This is a genomic window from Bacillus sp. TE9106W, from assembly GCF_054062215.1.
Window position 1 is genome coordinate 301,111 of record NZ_JBSSFA010000003.1, and the last position, 16,365, is coordinate 317,475.

Below are 16,365 nucleotides of genomic sequence, written 5' to 3' on the forward strand. Positions count from 1 at the left end.
TTTTCCATTAGAAAACATAAAAAAGCTCCGTTCATCACAAACGGAGCTTTTTATTATTGTCCTAAATTTTGAACCTTCTCTTTCAAATCACGAACTTGATCTATCGTCTGCATAAGCTCAGAGTTTTTAAATTGCTCTACATCCACTTTTCCTTCTTCTATTTTTGTCATCGCCGTATCAATTAACGTATTTAACTTTTCGTTATATCCGACAATTTGCTGATGAAGATCCTTTGCTACATCAGGTGGCGTTAATTCATTGAATGCGGGTATGTCTTGTTTAATTTCACTAAGTTTCGTTTCTAATTGTTTTCGAGCTTCGCTATCATTAACGGCCTTTTCTGCTAATGCTGGTGCATCATTTGCAAATGCACTTATTTCATTTACATAGTCTGTCGCTTTTTGCGCATAATCTAGGGAGTTCTTTCCTTCCTCTACTAGTGAACATCCCATTAATCCAATTGAGACTATACACGCTAATAAAATTGATTTTATTTTCATTTTAGGCTCCCTTCATTCTTATAATTGTCTGCAATTTTCTCTATTATAACTTCTATCTAAATTACTTAAAACCTTTTTTCAAATAGCTATTTATCCGCTTACATGCCCGATTACAGTTACCACATCTATTTCTATATGTACGCTAATAATATCTTCAATTATATCCATATATCCTTGTCCTATAGCTGTTCCGTAGTGTAATGTAAGCCCCTTCTTTTCATACACTGATTTTGGCACTGAAAAAATAAATCTCCTCAAGTTCCTTTCATCAGCTGGTTCCATAATTAAAACTATCCCATCCTCATCAAACATATACGCTCGCCCTCCAACTTTACATTCACTATGGCTCAGTATTGCCTTGGTCAGCAAAATTTAAAACATAACAAGTTAAGATACACTCTGTTCTATCATAAAATGAAGCTTTAATCAGTCATTCTCAATTGTTTTTTTACTGACAGCGAGGCCCTAACCTAACTTCTTTGCTTTCCCTGAATTTTGAGGTGTGGTTTTACTGCCCGGCAAATAGCGGGATATAAATAAAAAGCATTCATTCTTTTTTATGAAGAATGAATACTTTTAAAAAATCAACTACTAAATGAAACTATATTCCTTTATCAAGTTCATAAAGCTGTCGATACTTCTCATTTTCTTTCAGAAGTTGTTCATGACTACCTTGCATCACAATTTGACCACGATCAAGGAATATTACTTCATCAACATGCTCAATGCCTACAAGATGGTGCGTAATCCAAATTACTGTCTTTTCTTCCGTTGCAGAAAACATTGTTTCTATTAAAGATAATTCTGTCTTTGGATCTAAACCGATTGTAGGTTCATCTAGTACAATGATTGGTGCTTCTTGCATTAGCGTTCTTGCAAAAGCAACTCGTTGTCTTTCCCCGCCAGAAAATCTTTTTCCCATCTCATGCATTTTCGTTTGTAATCCATCTGGAAGAGAAGCAATATGCGCAGCTAATTGTGCTTTCTCTAAAGCTTTCCATATCTCTTCATCTGTTGCCTCTGGTTTGCCTATCCTCACATTATTTCCAATTGTCGTATCGAATAAATGCGGCTTTTGATTCAATACAGAAATACATTTTGATAAAAGATTCGTGTGAGCATGTTCACTATTCAATAAAACTTCACCATGTAATGGGCTTAGCGCACCTGTTAACAGTTTTAATAAAGTTGATTTTCCTGTTCCGCTTCTTCCTAAAATGGCGATTTTCTTCCCTGCTTTTATTTGTAATGATACATCTTTCAATACAAATTCATTGCTATCTGGATAACTATACGATACATGATTTAATTCAATATCTATATGTTTTGATGCAACATACTCTTTATCTCCATGTAATTCCTCTTCATACTGTAAAGTATCTTTACCTTCTACTTGATTTAGACGATGAGCAGATTCTACATACGATGGAATGCGATCGATGGCATCTGAAAGAGGAATAAGCGCGTTTGTGACAGATAACGTCATTAAGACGAAAGCCGCAATAATAGTAGGTGCAATCAGTTCACTTGCCGCCTCATTTCCAGTCCATATGATCATTGAAATGACTACAATCCCTACTACTAATTGAATGATACTGTCCCGAATATGATTCCAGCGCTTCATTCTTTTCTCGATTTTTAACAACTGATCATTTTGTTCTACATACTTATCAATGAATTCATCTTTTCTACCACTTGCTTGCCAATCAGATAATCCAAAAACAGCATCTGTTAGTTGTTGGTACAAACGGTTTCTTCCTTGCTTTAAAGTAACATGATGTTTCTTCATTAAAAGTAATGATATAAATGGAAGAAGAAAAACGATAATCGCTAGCATACACCCTGCAATAAGTGCAAACACTACGTCAAATGCACCAATAACAAGTACGAATATGCTATATACAACTAATGCTAATATGCTAGGAAATATTGTACGTAAATATAGGTTTTGTAAATGCTCTATATCTTCGGATAATACCCCTAACATATCACCCGTTTGGAATCGCGAACGGAAAAATAACGCCTGTGGTTCTACTATTCTATATAGTTTCGTTCTCATTTTTTCTAATATGCGTAGTACGACATCGTGTCCAACTAAACGCTCTAAATAATGAAATACCGCTTGTCCTATACTAAACGCACGTGTTGCAACGATAGGAACATATACAGCCATTACATTTTCTGGTCTAAGAGCAGATTTAGAGATTAAATAACCTGAAATGAAAAGTAACATCGCACCTGAACTAACTCCAAGAAGACCAAGGAAAATAGTTACAGTCATTCTACCTTTATTTTGCTGTATATAAGGTTTAATCCAGTTACTCATCTCTATCCCCTCTCTTTCCTATGAAAATGTAATGCCTCATTCTTTAAAAGCTCTTCATACGTTCCACTTTCTATCATTTTCCCTTTATTTAAAATAAGAATATGATCCATCTGTTTCATCCAGTGAAGACGATGCGTTGCAAGAAATACTAACTTACCTTCAAACAGACGTAACATCGCTTGCTTTATTTCAAACTCTGTTTCAATATCAAGATGTGCCGTAGGCTCGTCTAATAAAATAATTGGCTTTTTACTTAAAAGTGCACGCGCCATAGCGACACGTTGTTCTTGTCCGCCACTAAGCATACGTCCGCCTTCTCCAATTCTTTCGTGCATCCCGTTCGGAAGCGATGTAACAAGCGAACGAAGACCAACTTCATTAATAACGCTTTCCACTTCTTCATCAGTTGTATTTGTTTCATAGAAAGAAATGTTATCTTTTAATGAAAGCGGAAAAATATAAGGTTGCTGCGGAATATAAGCAATATTCTTTTGCCAATCTTCTCGAGTAGACCCGTCAATTTTCACACCATTTACGATCAGCTTTCCACCCGAAGGAGTTAAAAATCCTGCTAATACGTCAATTAACGTCGATTTCCCTGCCCCACTTTCACCAATTATACCTATAGCGCCGGTGCCTTTCCAAGTAAAATCAATTCCCTCTAATATAGCTTTTTCAGATTCATCACTCTTTACTTTTACATCTTGTAATTTCAAGTTACTAGATGAATTCCATATTAAATCTACATTAGATTCTTTCTTTCCTATTTCTTTTTGTTGCTGTAAAATCTTTTCTATTTGCTCCATTGCAAGTTGTCCATCTAACGTAGCATGATAATTTGCTCCAACTTGTTTAATTGGCAGAAAATATTCCGGAGCTAAAATTAAAATTGTAAGGGCTGGCAATAGTACAATTGTCCCATCTATTAAACGTATCCCTAATCCGACTGCCACAAATGCGATTGATAAACTCGTAAAGAAATCTAATGCAAAAGAAGAAAGAAAAGCAACTCGCAAAGTACGCATCGTTGCTTTTCTGTATCTTTTACTTACCTTTTCAATCTTTCCTTCGTGCTGTTTACTTTTACCTAAATACTTTAATGTTTCTAACCCTTTTAACGTATCTACAAAGTGATTAGAAAGTACACGATATGTCTCATACTGACTATCCGCCATTTTCTGCGCTGCTAATCCGAGTAGAATCATAAATATAATTACGATAGGAATCGTTACAACTAAAATGATTCCAGACTCAATATCTAGCGTAAAAACATATAGTACAATTAGTCCCGGTACGATACTACTTCTAATCATTTTAGGAATTGTTAATTCAATATATGTTTTAAATTTCTCAATACCTTCTATCGATAAGGTAACCAGATGACCTGTTCCAGCAGTTTGAACATACCGTGGACCTAATGTGAAATACGCCTCTATTAATTGTTTTCGCAGTAGCGATCCTGTTTTTTCAGCGAAACGTTCCACTAATATTTGCGATACTCGAACTAGCATGTGACGTACTGCAAACGCGACTCCAAAATAAACCGTTTCATTTAACACAGATTGCACTGTTTCTCCCTGAAATAAAAACGTAATAGCCCGCGCTAAAAACACTGTTTGTGCAATAATACTAAAAGCTTCTAAAATGCTAATGATTGTTAACACTACGTATAAAACTCGGCTACCAGGGTACGACGGAAGTCCTCTTTTTCTTTTCATTAGTACTCCAAATCTTTATCTGACTTAACAGGTTGTCTAAACACATAGAAACTCCATATTTGACTTCCCAAAACAAATGGCAATATAGCAATTGAAAAATACGTCATCAGTTTTAGTGCATAATCTCCCGATGCTGCATTATAAATTGTTAAATCGTATATTGACCCTAACGAGCTAATTAAGACACGTGGGAACATGCCAGCAAACACACTCGCACTTAGTAAAATGATTGTTAAACTCGTCATAACGAAAGCCCAACCATCTCTTCTTCTTTTATTTAATAATGTTGACGCACATAATGCTACAAAAGCTCCGATTGGAACCATAATCCACTCTGTACCATGACCAGTGAATATATCTGTTTTCCATAACCCTACACCGGCAAAAATTAGAAGTGCTATAATTGCAAGCGGTGCAATTTTCAACGCAGCAATACGTGCACGTTCTCTTAACTTACCAGTTGTACGTATAGTAAGGAATTGCAATCCGTGAACAATACATAGCAGAAGGAACATAACTCCTCCAAGTAATGCAAATGGATGTAGTAATTGTAAGAATCCACCTACAGCATTTTTCGTCTCATCAATTGGAATACCTACCATAAAGTTAGCAATGGCAACTCCCCAAAGGATAGGCGGTAGTAAACTTCCTAAAAACATACCCCAATCCCAAAAACCTTTCCATTTATGATTATCTATTTTCGCACGGAATTTAAAGGAAACACCTCTAATAATTAAAGCGAGAAGCATAAATACAAACGGAATGTAAAACCCGCTAAATAAAGTTGCATACCAGTGCGGGAATGCTGCGAACATAGCTCCACCTGCACAAACAAGCCATACTTCATTCGCGTGCCAAAATGGACCAATTGTATTTAAGTAAATTCTTTTCTCTAAATCGTTTTCCCCTAAAAACCTTGAAACTATACCTACACCGAAATCGAAACCTTCAAGTACAAAGAAGCCTACGAATAAAACTGCAATAATGATAAACCACAACTCATTAAGAGATAACATACTCATCCTCCTTATCAAATGGATCATGGCTTTGAGAATCCTGTTTCGCTTTCTTATTCTCATGTCCTTTAATAGTACGAACGAATAAATAAATAGTAATTCCACCTATAATTAAATATAGTGATGTGAATGAAACTAAAGAGAATAATACTTCTCCGAACGTAACATTTGGAGATACAGCATCTTCCGTTTTCATAACACCGAAAACTACCCAAGGCTGACGTCCCATTTCAGTCATAATCCATCCTACTGTATTACCGATAAACGGTAGTGCAATTGCATACACCATTACTTTTAAATACCAATTTTTTTCAACTAAACGATCTTTTCTTGATAAGAACCATCCGTATGCTCCTAGAAGAAGCATAAATGTTCCACTCATTACCATCGCTCTAAAACTCCAGAACATAGTGTGTACTGGTGGAATATAGTCTCCAGGCCCATATTTTTCTTCATATTGCTTTTGAATTTGATTCATTCCTTCTACTTGACCGCTAAATTTATCATATGATAATAGACTTAGCATATAAGGGATTTGAATTTCAAACGAGTTTTCTTGCTTCTCTGCATCAATTTTCGCAAATACTGTAAATGGCGCTGGATCCTCACTCGTATTCCATAACGCTTCAGCTGCTGCCATTTTCATTGGGTGTGTCTTAATTAATTGTTGCGCTTGCGCATGACCGAAGAATAATACTAGCGCAGTTGTAAGTGTTCCAACAATGATAGAAATGCGGAATGATTTTTTAAACACTTCAGTTTCTTGCGCTTTCGTTATTTTCCATGCACTCACACCTGCAATAAAGAATGCACCAGTTGCAATTGCCGCTGTAATTGTATGCGGGAATTGTACCCATAATTGTGGGTTTTGAATAATTGCTAAGAAATCATTCATTTGTGCACGTCCATCTGCTGCCATTTCATATCCTACTGGCGATTGCATAAATGCACTTGCAGTTAAAATCCAAAACGCTGATAGCATTGTTCCAATTGAAAGGAGCCAAATACATAAAAGGTGAATGCGCTTCGGTAATTTATCCTCACCGAATACCCATAAACCTAAGAATGTAGACTCAATGAAAAATGCTAATAAACCTTCGATCGCAAGTGATGGACCAAACACATCACCTACAAAGCGTGAATAGGTTGACCAGTTCATACCAAACTGGAATTCTTGTAAAATACCAGTTACTACACCTACCGCAAAGTTAACAAGGAATATTTGCGTCCAAAACTTCGTCATCTTCTTATAAATTTCTTGTCCCTTTACTACATATAACGTTTGCATTAACGCAATGATAAAAGCTAAACCAATAGACAGCGGAACAAAAAAGTAATGGAAAATCGTTGTTGATGCGAATTGTATTCGTGCCAATTCGAGCGTTTCCATACTACAATCACTTCCTTCATAATTTTTGATATCGTAATTTCAATTGAGTTGTATTCATAAAACAACTCAATCCTTAGAAATATAGAAAGATAAATTTGTTTATGTACTTTTAGAAAATATAAATTTTCAGTTTTCAAGATAATTTCAAAAGAACTTTCTCATAAAATTTACCTTTTCACTATTTCAGTAGTGTTTTATCCGTTAATCGAATTGTATAATATACCTGCATAGTAAATTCAGCTGATTTTTGACGTATTATTGACATCATTTTGTCTGAAATATGTCTTTTGTCATTTTTTTGAATTAAATTCCTCTCATTAATAAAATGTATTTTGTAAATATAAGACTTACTTTCATATCAATAAAACAATCGTTTTTCTCTTTATACACTTGACTTTTTCTTGAAAAAATGTCCTCTAAATCAACAGAGATTTTAGTTGTTTTTTTGTCAAGAGAAAAATGTATTTTTAAAATTCAAACACAAAATAATGTTATTCAAAAATAGAAAACACCCTCTCTCTATACTGAAAATTCGTTTTTTTGTCATTTTTTCAAACTAAATCAATACATAAAAAAATACCGAGAATCGATTAGACTCTCGGTATTTTTCAAATTATTTTGCTGTATGTTTTCTAATAGCCGGTAAAATTTCAGTAGCAATTAGTTCGATATTTTTCTCAATTTTATTAAGTGGTACACCACCAAAATCAATTTGTGCCATAAAACGTTGTTGTCCAAACAATTCATATTGGTAAAGCATTTTTTCAATAATTTGTTGCGGACTACCAACCATTAATGCATCACGATAATCTACTGCATTTGTAAATTGTTGTTTCGGATATCCACCACCGCGCAGTGTAAGCATACCAGCATTAATGTGAGGATAGTATTCATTAAATGCATCTTGTGAATTTTTTGCTGTATAAAATAAACTCGTTGTTGCAACTGGTAAGCTTGCTGGATTAAATCCACTTTGCGCAGCAGCCTCACGATAAGCATCTACTGATCCTTTAAAGTTAATAGCTGGACCACCTAGTGTTGTTATCATCATTGGTACACCCGCGCGTCCCGCTTTAATCGCACTAGCTGGTGGGCCACCAACTGCACGCCAAATTGGTAAATTATTATTTTTAGCTCTTGGAATAACCGATGCATGTGCAAGCGGTGCTCTAAACTGTCCATTCCATGTTACATGTTCCTCTTTATTAATTTTTAATAAAAGATCCATCTTCTCTTCAAATAACTCTTCATAATCATTTACGTCATAACCAAGTAAACTATATCCTCCAATACGTGATCCACGACCAGCCACAATTTCTGCACGTCCATTAGAAATTAAGTCAATTGTAGCAAAGTCCTCATATACTCGTACCGGATCAGATGTACTTATTATCGTTGCTGAATTTGCAATTTTTATATTTTTCGTTGCTTGTGCAACAGCTCCTAAAATAACTGTATGAGCTTGCGTTGTAAAATGCGTTTGATGACTTTCACCGACAGCAAATACATCAAGTCCAGCTTCATCTGCTAACTTAGCTGTTTCAATTAATTCATGAATTCTTTGTTCCGCACTAATTTTCTCTCCATTATGCGGATTTAAAACATGATCCCCAATCGAATATAATCCAAACTCCATCCCTTTACTTGTATCCATACGGTATTTTTCCATCATTACTCTCTCCTTTAATAAAGTGTTATTAGTTTCTCTTTTAAAAACGTTTGTAAGTCAAATGTATTTTCCTATTGTCTATAACTTCACTTGATTAGTCAATTGATGGTGTAAAAAAAATTACTCTTTCGGTAATTCTTTTTTTTCACTATGCTTATGAACTTTCGTCATTAGCTCGTATAATATTTTCTGTTCTTCTTCATTTAATACATCATCAAAAAAAGATGATTGAAATGCAAGTTGCTCTGGCAATGCTCTCTCTAAAGCTGCTTCTCCTTGCTCTGTAAGACTAATTGTTTTCGTCTTCCAATCTTGTTTTCGTACAATATATCCTTCTTTTTCAAGACGAGTTAACATTCGAGAAATACCGCCTTGTGTAACAGTTACCTTTTCAGCTAACTCCATTTGTGTTAGTGGCTGATACGTACGTATTTGCAACAGCACATCAAATTGAGCAGTCGTTAAATCAAAACGTTTTAAAAACTCATTTGACATCTGATTACTTTGATTCGTAAATCGTATTAAACGTAACCATATTAATGATCCAATCGTATTATCACGCATGTTTGATCACTTCCTATCGTGAATCTTACTATCACTTTACTACGCAAGTGATAAAAAAGCAAGAGAAAAAGTGAAAAATATCTCATTAGATAGAGTATTGCATACATAACGATAAGAAAGAATTCATGTTTAAATGAATTCTTTCTTATCGTTATTCTTAACTTTTCATTTCATTCATTGCTATATGTAAAGCGCCTACTGCTTTGGGCCAACCAACATAAAAAGCCATATGTGTTATTAATGCAATCATTTCATTTTCTTTAATTCCATTTTGTTTTGCCAGTCGCAAATGAAATGGTAATTGTTCTGTATTACCAAGACTGATTAATACCGACACTGTACATAAACTCCTTCCTCTTAATGTTAAAGTGTCATCCCGCCACACTTTCTCGAACAATATTTTTTCACTATAATGAGCAAATGCAGGTGCCTTTTCTCTCATTTTCTCTTGAATACAATATTCAATGGATTCATTCATCATTTCACTCCCCCTTCACTTTTACCAATTGTGCCATTCCTTGACCAAATGACCAATTTTCTGCAGATGTCTCATTTACCGTAATAAAAATATTTGCACTTTTTATACTAGAACATTCAGAAACCTTCGAGGATATCGATTGATACAGATCACTTTTCTGTTTTATCGTTCTTCCCGGTCCACATGTAATAGAAACATACATCATATTCTCTGTTCTCTTTTCTCCTCTTTCTAATAAATAATATGGATCATATAAAAATTGATTTTGTTGATAAGGTAAAAACATTTGAAAATAATCATTTTCAGGGATGTTAAAATGTTCAATTAATGAAAGATGAATACATTCACCTATCTTTTTCAACTCTTCTTCATTTAATATATTTTCATGATAATAAACATTCACAAAAGGCATATATTTTCACCCCTTTACTTAATTTAGCATTCAACAAGATATCATTGTGAAATGTGCAAAATCTCATAAATACTAACATTGTCCTTTACTATTTCAGGCTTTTCATTATAAAAACTAAACCTACTATATCCCCATTTATCCGGATTATAAACCATTACATTTCCTACAGATTTCTCTATGTTTTGTACATTTTCATTTCTTATATTTAATTGCGTACCAACCAACGATTCGCTTTGTAAAATACTTCCTTCATATTCAACAACATATCTACTCTTTTTAAAATCATCACTTAAATTAACAACTAATGGAACACCTATATTTATTTGTTGCCACCCAAACGATTGTAAAATATTATCGTAATACCCTTCAAAGATAAATTTGTTCATTCCTTCATGACCATTCCAAATATATAAAGGCGCATAACAGTTACAGAAATTTCCGTCTTTACTTGCCTCAGTAATTAAATAAGCTTTAAAATTTAGGTCTTGAAAGCCATCCGTTTTATGCCCATTATCCTTTACCCTTTTTTTTATAATCTCCATGTCATAATCCTTTGGCAAAATGACCTTATATTGCATTCCAATCATGTTTATCACTCACTTTCTATCCTATATACATAATGATAAAGCGATGACTGACTAACGTAAAATAGGTATAACTTATGCTTGGTATCATTTATAATGATATCGTATAAGGAGCTGTGATAAATGGAAATAAATGATCTTATTATATTCAAAACTGTAGCTAGCGAAGGTTCTATTAGTAAAGCTGCGAAAGAGTTAGGATATGTTCAACCAAACGTAACTGAGCGAATCAAAAAATTAGAACTAGAATTAGAAACACCTTTACTACATAGAGATAACAAAGGCGTTTCGTTGTTACCTTCTGGTGACATTTTACTAGACTACACAAATCAAATATTAACGCTAGTAGAAGAAGCGAAAGATAAAATTAAAATGTGTGGTTCTTCTTATATAATCGCGACGTCACAATCGATTTTGACTAATTATGTAAGTAAGCGCATTAAAGAAAATTTCAGGAATTATCAAATATATGTAGAAAATAGTAGTCATTTGCAAAAATTACTGCAGCAACAAAAAGTTGATATGGTCATTACTTATGAGGATTACCCGGACACAGCGTTTAAAAAAGTATTTTCCACTTCAATTTCTATCGGTTTATTAAAAGCGATAGAAAAGTGTACTGTTGACTATTCAAAGGAACTCTTCTTCGTTAGCAATGACAAAAAGTGCCCTTTTAGAAATAAGACCATTCAATTTCTAAAAGAAAATAATTTATCTCAGCGTCAACTTCAACAACTAGATTCTTATTCGCTTATGGAAGAGTATATTCAGGACGGAAAAGGCATAGCCTTTTTACCGATTAATAATGATAAATTGGTACCAATTGAAGATGTTCAAATTGAGAAATTAACTGTCCATTTTTTCACAAATCAAAACTCTTTAAAACACATCCCTGATGAATTATTTAATTAATAAAAAATCCCTCCTTTACGAATCTAAAAGAGGGATTTTCATATTTTATACAATCGATTTTTCACACGTTTTGCTCCACTTCTGCACTTTTCTCCTTCTTATTCCGTTTCATATTCTTCAAACCCTTTACCGTGCCAACTAATCCTTTCGGGAAAACTAGCAATACGATAATGTACAGTAAACCAAGAATAATTGTCCATCGTTCAAAAATCGGATACTCTGTAGCTAGTTCTGATAAATAATATTTTAGGGATTCAATAATTCCAGCTCCAGCAATTGCTCCAATTAACGTTCCAACGCCTCCAATCATCGTCATCAATAATGCATTTAATGTCATTTCAATTGAAAATACAGTTGTATTAACAAATCGTAAAGTAATAACAAATAAACCACCGCTTATCGCAGCTACTACTCCTGCAACAACACTAGCAATAATTTTATAGTGAAGAACTTTATATCCTAGTGCTTCAACACGTTGCTCATTTTGTGAAATTGCCTTTAATACTTTTCCAATAGAAGATTTTGTGAAAAGACGTAACAGAACAAAAATGATAAGTAAACATATAAGTGTTACATAATAAAACGTAAAGCGATCACGGAATACGTCTGGTACACCAAATGTAAAACCATCCCCTCCGTGAGTGAGCCCACGCCATTTTTCAGCAAGTACGAAAAACAACTGTGAAATAGCAAGTGTTAACATTGCATAAAAATGACTTTTCAGCCGTAAAGAAAGCAAACCGATTATATAACTAACCATTGCTGAAATGATAATTGCAGCTATTATCCCTATTAAAAAGTTCGTTATGGATACTCCTTGCCGATCAAATAAAAGCGCTACGCCATATGCTCCTATTCCAAAGAACATACAATGACCAAACGATACAATCCCTGTATACCCAAGCAATACATCAAAACTCATTGCAAAAATAGCAAAGATGAAGATTTGAGTGAACAAAATTAACAAGCTCCGTGAATCATTTACGAATGGAAATACACTTAAACAAATGAGCATGCATACTCCGAAGTATACTTTAATTCGATTTGATGTGCTGTTCACCATTTCACCCCTTTTCACCAACAAGTCCATTTGGCTTCACGATTAAGAAAAACAGTAGCATTAACATATTGATTGCAAGTGATAAATCCGGTATAAAATACGCTGTAAAAGCACCAGCTAATCCGACAATTAAAGACGCGATTGCTGAACCTTGTACGCTCCCTAACCCTCCAATAATTACTACTATGAACGCTAAAATTGCATACTGCATACCCATCTCGGCAAAAATAACACCTGAGTATGGTGCTAATAAGAAGCCACCTAAGGCAGCCATCCCTGCTCCTAATAAAAAGACGAAAGAAAATATCGCTTTTACATTAATACCGAGCGCTTGAACCATCTCTTTATCCATTACACCAGCTCGTATCATAAGACCTATCTTTGTTTTTTTGAGCAATACTAGTAAGGCAACGTAAATGATAATCCCAATTAAAATAACAAATAGACGATATTTAATTAATATAACGCCTCCGAATGTAAAACTTCCCTGTAGCCATAACGGTAATTTTGCACCAATTGGATTAGGGCCCCAAAATACTTTAATGCATTCACTTAGTACAAGCATTCCTCCAAGTGTCACAAGAAGCTGGCGAACATGATTTCCATACACCGGTCTAATAAGGAATCTTTCTAAAATGAAGCCAAGAAACATCCCCATAGCTATTGCTCCAGTTAACGCTAATACGTAACTACCTGTCATATTAAATAACCAAACACCTGTAAAGGCTCCCCACGCAAATAAACCACCATGTGCAAAGTTTAGAACACTCATTAAACCGAAAATAAGCGAAAGACCTGACGCTAATAAAAAAATGAGCATCCCTGTTGAAATCCCATTTACAAATAAATTGATTAACACATCCATCCTTCTCACCCCGGATTCATGTTAAGAGATTCCTAAATATTTTTGACACATTTCCTTATCCTCTTTTAATTCATGCATAAAACCGTTATGAACAATTTTTCCATTATCCATAATATAAAAGTAATCACCAATTTGACTAGCCATCATAAAATTTTGTTCAACGAGTAAAACTGTTGTTTTCTCCTTCATTTTCAAAATAGCTATCATTAATTTTTCTATCATAATAGGAGACAAGCCTTTACTCGGCTCATCAATAAGTAGTAAACCATCACTATTAATAAATGCTCTTGAAATTGCTAACATTTGCTTCTGTCCCCCGCTTAAGAGTCCGCTTTTTTTGTGCCAAAATTGCTTTAAATCTGGAAATAGTTCAAGCATCCATTCTATTTTTTCTTCCGCTTCTTCACCCTTACCTCTAGCAAGAGCGAATGTTTCTTCTACTGTCAGATCGTGAAAAATACCCTGATTTTCTGGTACATACCCTATTCCTTTTCTTGAAATTAAATGTGTAGATAATCCATTTACTTGTGTACGATCATAATAAATTTCACCATGTGCGATATGGTGAAATCCCATAACCGAACGTAATGTCGTAGTCTTTCCTGCCCCATTTCTCCCAAACAGTACAGTAATCGTCCCTTTCTCAACAGTAAGCGATACCCCTTGTAAAATATGAAACTGATCTAAATACGTCTCTATATTATTCACTTGTAATAGTGCCACTATATAATCCCCCTAAATAAGCACTTTGTACACGCTCATCTTTCATAATCTCTTCGGGTAATCCTTCAGCCAATAGTTCTCCATGGAATAAAACGATAAGATGGTCTGACAAACCTAGTACCATATCCATTTTGTGTTCAATCAGTACAATCGTACTCTCTGGATGTTTTTTAATATTTTCAATCACTTGTAAAATAGCCGGTACCTCCTCAACCGATATACCTGCAGTCGGCTCATCAAGTAATAACACATCCGTTTTTAAAGCTAATAACATCGCAAGTTCTAGCTTTCTTTTCTCTCCATGTGCCAAATCTTTCGCTAATACGTTCTCTTTCTCATGAAGTAATACTGTTTTTAAGAAACGTCTCGCCTCTCCAACTTGTTGCTTTAATTTTGCTGGACTCGGGAAAAAACTATAGTAATCTTGTACGAATGATTGAACACTTAAACGGACATTTTCAAGTACCGTTAATTCTGGGAATATGTTTGTAAGCTGAAAAGAGCGACCGATTCCTAAGCGTGTTCGATCTGAAATTGATAACTTTGTAATGTCTTGTCCTTTAAAATATACTTCACCCTTCGTTGGAGGAATTTGTCCACTAAGTAAATTAAATAATGTTGTCTTTCCTGCACCGTTTGGTCCAATAATGGAAATAAGCTTTCCTTTTTGTACTGTTACATTCACATCCTTAATAACGTGATGTTCACCAAAAGATACGCTAAGATTTTTCGTTTCAAGCAAATGCGTCATGAAACCCCCCCTTTAAAGCTTTAAGTATGAAAAAAATACGTATAAAGAGGGAATCCCCTCTTTATACAAAAACAACAGAAAATTCAGTCTATTTATTTTGAACTGGTGGCTCTGTCTCTTTCATCGTTAATTCTCGCTCTAACACTGGCACTGGATAGTCAACACCATCTTGCTTTTTCAACGTGATAGAATACAGCGTCTGCATCGCTTGGTGATCCTTTTCTCTAAACTTCATCTTTCCTTTCGGTGTATCAAATTCCATTCCTTCCATTTTCTTAATCAACGTATCTACATCTGTATCTCCTTTTGATTTCTTTAAAGCTTCTACAATAGAAATTGCCGCTGACATTCCACCTGCTGTAAATAAATCTGGCACCGTACCATTAAATCGTTTTTTATGTTCTTCCACTAACCAATCATTCACCTTATTTTTCGGGAGTGTATGATAATAAACAGAAAAGCCTTGCATTCCTACTAATGCATCCATCGTTTTTAATGCCGGTATATCTGGTGCACCCGTAGAAATTTTAATACCTTGTGCTTCCACATTCATATCTTTCAACTGTTTCCAAGGTGAATTTGCCCCTGCCCAAACGATAAATAAATAATCTGGTTTTGAACTAATGATATTTTGAATATTTGCAGTGAAGTCAGTCGAATTTGTATCTGCATATTGCTCGTTTACAATATTTGCACCTAATTTCTTCGCTCCAGCTTTAAATGCAGCAATCCCTTCACGACCAAAAGCGTTATCTGGGGCAAATGTCGCAATCTTTACACCTTTTTTTGCGATTGCAGCTGCTCCTGCAATCGCATCTTGCGAAGAGCTTCTTCCTGTTCTAAAAACATACTTATTCCAATTATTTCCGGTAATACTATCCGCCACTGCTGGTTCTACAACCATTATTTTTTCGTACTCTTCAGCTAGTGGTAAAACCGCTAATGTATCACTTGAACTAGACGATCCGACTAAAAAATCAACTTTCTCTTCTTCTAATAATTTCGTAGCTTTTTTAACTGCTACATCAGCTTTCGTTTCCGTATCTTCTACAACAAATTTAATCTTCTTCCCTTCCACTTTCCCAGTTCCATCCGTCGCATAGTCTAATCCTAATTCAAATCCGTTCACTGTTTGTTTTCCATATGATTCTAATGGACCTGTTAATGATGCAAGAACACCTACCTTAATCGTTTTCTCATCCTCTGTACTTGTTTTCTTTCCTGAACAAGCTGCCGTTATTAATAGTGAACCTAAAACACAACCAGTAGCCATCACTCTTAGCCATTTACGTTTTTTCATCGACATTGTGATCCTCCCCATACTTTACTTTCTGATAGAATCAAACACGCCAAAATCCCCTGTCCGTAATCATGACTAACTAATTCGATAGATAATG

General features: G+C 34.7%; 17 protein-coding genes. 1 reads left to right on the plus strand and 16 read right to left on the minus strand.

Going from position 1 to position 16,365, the window contains the following annotated elements; genetic code table 11:
- Positions 1–53 precede the first annotated feature (53 nt).
- From ACVWY7_RS07975 to ACVWY7_RS08025, 11 genes are all read right to left on the minus strand, one after another.
- Positions 54–500 (minus strand): DUF6376 family protein, encoded by a 447-nt coding sequence (locus tag ACVWY7_RS07975; protein ID WP_000695190.1) that lies wholly within the window; start codon positions 498–500, stop codon positions 54–56.
- 90 nt (positions 501–590) lie between these two features.
- Positions 591–812 carry a hypothetical protein gene (locus ACVWY7_RS07980; protein ID WP_000459100.1) on the minus strand — a complete coding sequence of 74 codons (222 nt, stop codon included), beginning with the start codon at positions 810–812 and terminating at the stop codon, positions 591–593.
- Between the two features lie 289 nt (positions 813–1,101).
- Complete coding sequence (gene cydC / locus ACVWY7_RS07985; protein WP_000073475.1) at positions 1,102–2,826, minus strand: thiol reductant ABC exporter subunit CydC; 1,725 nt, start codon at positions 2,824–2,826, stop codon at positions 1,102–1,104.
- A 2-nt stretch (positions 2,827–2,828) separates the two neighbouring features.
- Entirely contained in the window at positions 2,829–4,544 is a 1,716-nt protein-coding gene (gene cydD / locus ACVWY7_RS07990) for a thiol reductant ABC exporter subunit CydD (RefSeq protein ID WP_105989506.1), read from the minus strand.
- Complete coding sequence (cydB, locus tag ACVWY7_RS07995; RefSeq protein WP_016088315.1) at positions 4,544–5,560, minus strand: cytochrome d ubiquinol oxidase subunit II; 1,017 nt, start codon at positions 5,558–5,560, stop codon at positions 4,544–4,546. Before cydB ends, cydD begins: the two co-directional genes overlap by 1 nt.
- The gene (cydA, locus tag ACVWY7_RS08000) at positions 5,547–6,950 is read right to left on the minus strand and encodes a cytochrome ubiquinol oxidase subunit I (protein WP_000448889.1); all 1,404 of its coding nucleotides are present in this window, start codon (positions 6,948–6,950) and stop codon (positions 5,547–5,549) included. Before cydA ends, cydB begins: the two co-directional genes overlap by 14 nt.
- A 613-nt stretch (positions 6,951–7,563) precedes the next feature.
- Positions 7,564–8,619 (minus strand): LLM class flavin-dependent oxidoreductase, encoded by a 1,056-nt coding sequence (locus ACVWY7_RS08005; RefSeq protein ID WP_456523740.1) that lies wholly within the window; start codon positions 8,617–8,619, stop codon positions 7,564–7,566.
- Positions 8,620–8,739: 120 nt separating this feature from the next.
- Entirely contained in the window at positions 8,740–9,183 is a 444-nt protein-coding gene (locus tag ACVWY7_RS08010) for a MarR family winged helix-turn-helix transcriptional regulator (RefSeq protein ID WP_001205522.1), read from the minus strand.
- A gap of 157 nt (positions 9,184–9,340) precedes the next feature.
- Complete coding sequence (locus tag ACVWY7_RS08015) at positions 9,341–9,664, minus strand: carboxymuconolactone decarboxylase family protein (RefSeq protein WP_000980849.1); 324 nt, start codon at positions 9,662–9,664, stop codon at positions 9,341–9,343.
- A 1-nt stretch (position 9,665) separates the two neighbouring features.
- Positions 9,666–10,073, minus strand: coding sequence for a tautomerase family protein (locus tag ACVWY7_RS08020; RefSeq protein ID WP_001117243.1), 408 nt, complete (start codon positions 10,071–10,073; stop codon positions 9,666–9,668).
- A gap of 41 nt (positions 10,074–10,114) precedes the next feature.
- Positions 10,115–10,660 (minus strand): DUF4865 family protein, encoded by a 546-nt coding sequence (locus tag ACVWY7_RS08025; RefSeq protein WP_073522898.1) that lies wholly within the window; start codon positions 10,658–10,660, stop codon positions 10,115–10,117.
- Between the two features lie 120 nt (positions 10,661–10,780).
- Here ACVWY7_RS08025 and ACVWY7_RS08030 point away from each other — a divergent pair, with 120 nt between their 5' ends.
- A complete protein-coding gene (locus tag ACVWY7_RS08030) occupies positions 10,781–11,569 on the plus strand; it encodes a LysR family transcriptional regulator (protein ID WP_073522897.1) in 789 nt (262 codons plus the stop codon).
- Positions 11,570–11,630: 61 nt separating this feature from the next.
- Here ACVWY7_RS08030 and ACVWY7_RS08035 read toward each other — a convergent pair whose 3' ends face one another.
- The 5 genes from ACVWY7_RS08035 to ACVWY7_RS08055 all read right to left on the minus strand — a co-directional run bounded on the left by ACVWY7_RS08035 (position 11,631) and on the right by ACVWY7_RS08055 (position 16,274).
- The gene (locus ACVWY7_RS08035) at positions 11,631–12,584 is read right to left on the minus strand and encodes a branched-chain amino acid ABC transporter permease (protein ID WP_033681826.1); all 954 of its coding nucleotides are present in this window, start codon (positions 12,582–12,584) and stop codon (positions 11,631–11,633) included.
- 49 nt (positions 12,585–12,633) lie between these two features.
- Positions 12,634–13,494, minus strand: coding sequence for a branched-chain amino acid ABC transporter permease (locus tag ACVWY7_RS08040; protein WP_000382802.1), 861 nt, complete (start codon positions 13,492–13,494; stop codon positions 12,634–12,636).
- Between the two features lie 21 nt (positions 13,495–13,515).
- Positions 13,516–14,217 (minus strand): branched-chain amino acid ABC transporter ATP-binding protein, encoded by a 702-nt coding sequence (locus ACVWY7_RS08045; RefSeq protein ID WP_001196705.1) that lies wholly within the window; start codon positions 14,215–14,217, stop codon positions 13,516–13,518.
- Entirely contained in the window at positions 14,195–14,968 is a 774-nt protein-coding gene (locus ACVWY7_RS08050; protein WP_000149329.1) for an ABC transporter ATP-binding protein, read from the minus strand. The genes ACVWY7_RS08045 and ACVWY7_RS08050 overlap by 23 nt, the downstream gene beginning before the upstream one ends.
- Before the next feature lie 88 nt (positions 14,969–15,056).
- Complete coding sequence (locus tag ACVWY7_RS08055; protein ID WP_000062029.1) at positions 15,057–16,274, minus strand: substrate-binding domain-containing protein; 1,218 nt, start codon at positions 16,272–16,274, stop codon at positions 15,057–15,059.
- Between the last annotated feature and the right edge of the window lie 91 nt (positions 16,275–16,365).

What these genes read in the sequence shown, in the direction of transcription:
- ACVWY7_RS08035 (WP_033681826.1), bottom strand. Translation starts at nt 12,584, where the DNA reads ATGCTCATTTGTTTAAGTGTATTTCCATTCGTAAATGATTCACGGAGC.
- ACVWY7_RS08050 (WP_000149329.1), bottom strand. Translation starts at nt 14,968, where the DNA reads ATGACGCATTTGCTTGAAACGAAAAATCTTAGCGTATCTTTTGGTGAA.
- cydC (WP_000073475.1), bottom strand. Translation starts at nt 2,826, where the DNA reads ATGAGTAACTGGATTAAACCTTATATACAGCAAAATAAAGGTAGAATG.
- ACVWY7_RS08055 (WP_000062029.1), bottom strand. Translation starts at nt 16,274, where the DNA reads ATGTCGATGAAAAAACGTAAATGGCTAAGAGTGATGGCTACTGGTTGT.
- ACVWY7_RS08020 (WP_001117243.1), bottom strand. Translation starts at nt 10,073, where the DNA reads ATGCCTTTTGTGAATGTTTATTATCATGAAAATATATTAAATGAAGAA.
- ACVWY7_RS08030 (WP_073522897.1), top strand. Translation starts at nt 10,781, where the DNA reads ATGGAAATAAATGATCTTATTATATTCAAAACTGTAGCTAGCGAAGGT.
- ACVWY7_RS08040 (WP_000382802.1), bottom strand. Translation starts at nt 13,494, where the DNA reads ATGGATGTGTTAATCAATTTATTTGTAAATGGGATTTCAACAGGGATG.
- ACVWY7_RS07980 (WP_000459100.1), bottom strand. Translation starts at nt 812, where the DNA reads ATGTTTGATGAGGATGGGATAGTTTTAATTATGGAACCAGCTGATGAA.
- ACVWY7_RS08005 (WP_456523740.1), bottom strand. Translation starts at nt 8,619, where the DNA reads ATGGAAAAATACCGTATGGATACAAGTAAAGGGATGGAGTTTGGATTA.
- ACVWY7_RS08025 (WP_073522898.1), bottom strand. Translation starts at nt 10,660, where the DNA reads ATGATTGGAATGCAATATAAGGTCATTTTGCCAAAGGATTATGACATG.
- cydB (WP_016088315.1), bottom strand. Translation starts at nt 5,560, where the DNA reads ATGTTATCTCTTAATGAGTTGTGGTTTATCATTATTGCAGTTTTATTC.
- ACVWY7_RS07975 (WP_000695190.1), bottom strand. Translation starts at nt 500, where the DNA reads ATGAAAATAAAATCAATTTTATTAGCGTGTATAGTCTCAATTGGATTA.
- ACVWY7_RS08010 (WP_001205522.1), bottom strand. Translation starts at nt 9,183, where the DNA reads ATGCGTGATAATACGATTGGATCATTAATATGGTTACGTTTAATACGA.
- ACVWY7_RS08015 (WP_000980849.1), bottom strand. Translation starts at nt 9,664, where the DNA reads ATGATGAATGAATCCATTGAATATTGTATTCAAGAGAAAATGAGAGAA.
- cydD (WP_105989506.1), bottom strand. Translation starts at nt 4,544, where the DNA reads ATGAAAAGAAAAAGAGGACTTCCGTCGTACCCTGGTAGCCGAGTTTTA.
- cydA (WP_000448889.1), bottom strand. Translation starts at nt 6,950, where the DNA reads ATGGAAACGCTCGAATTGGCACGAATACAATTCGCATCAACAACGATT.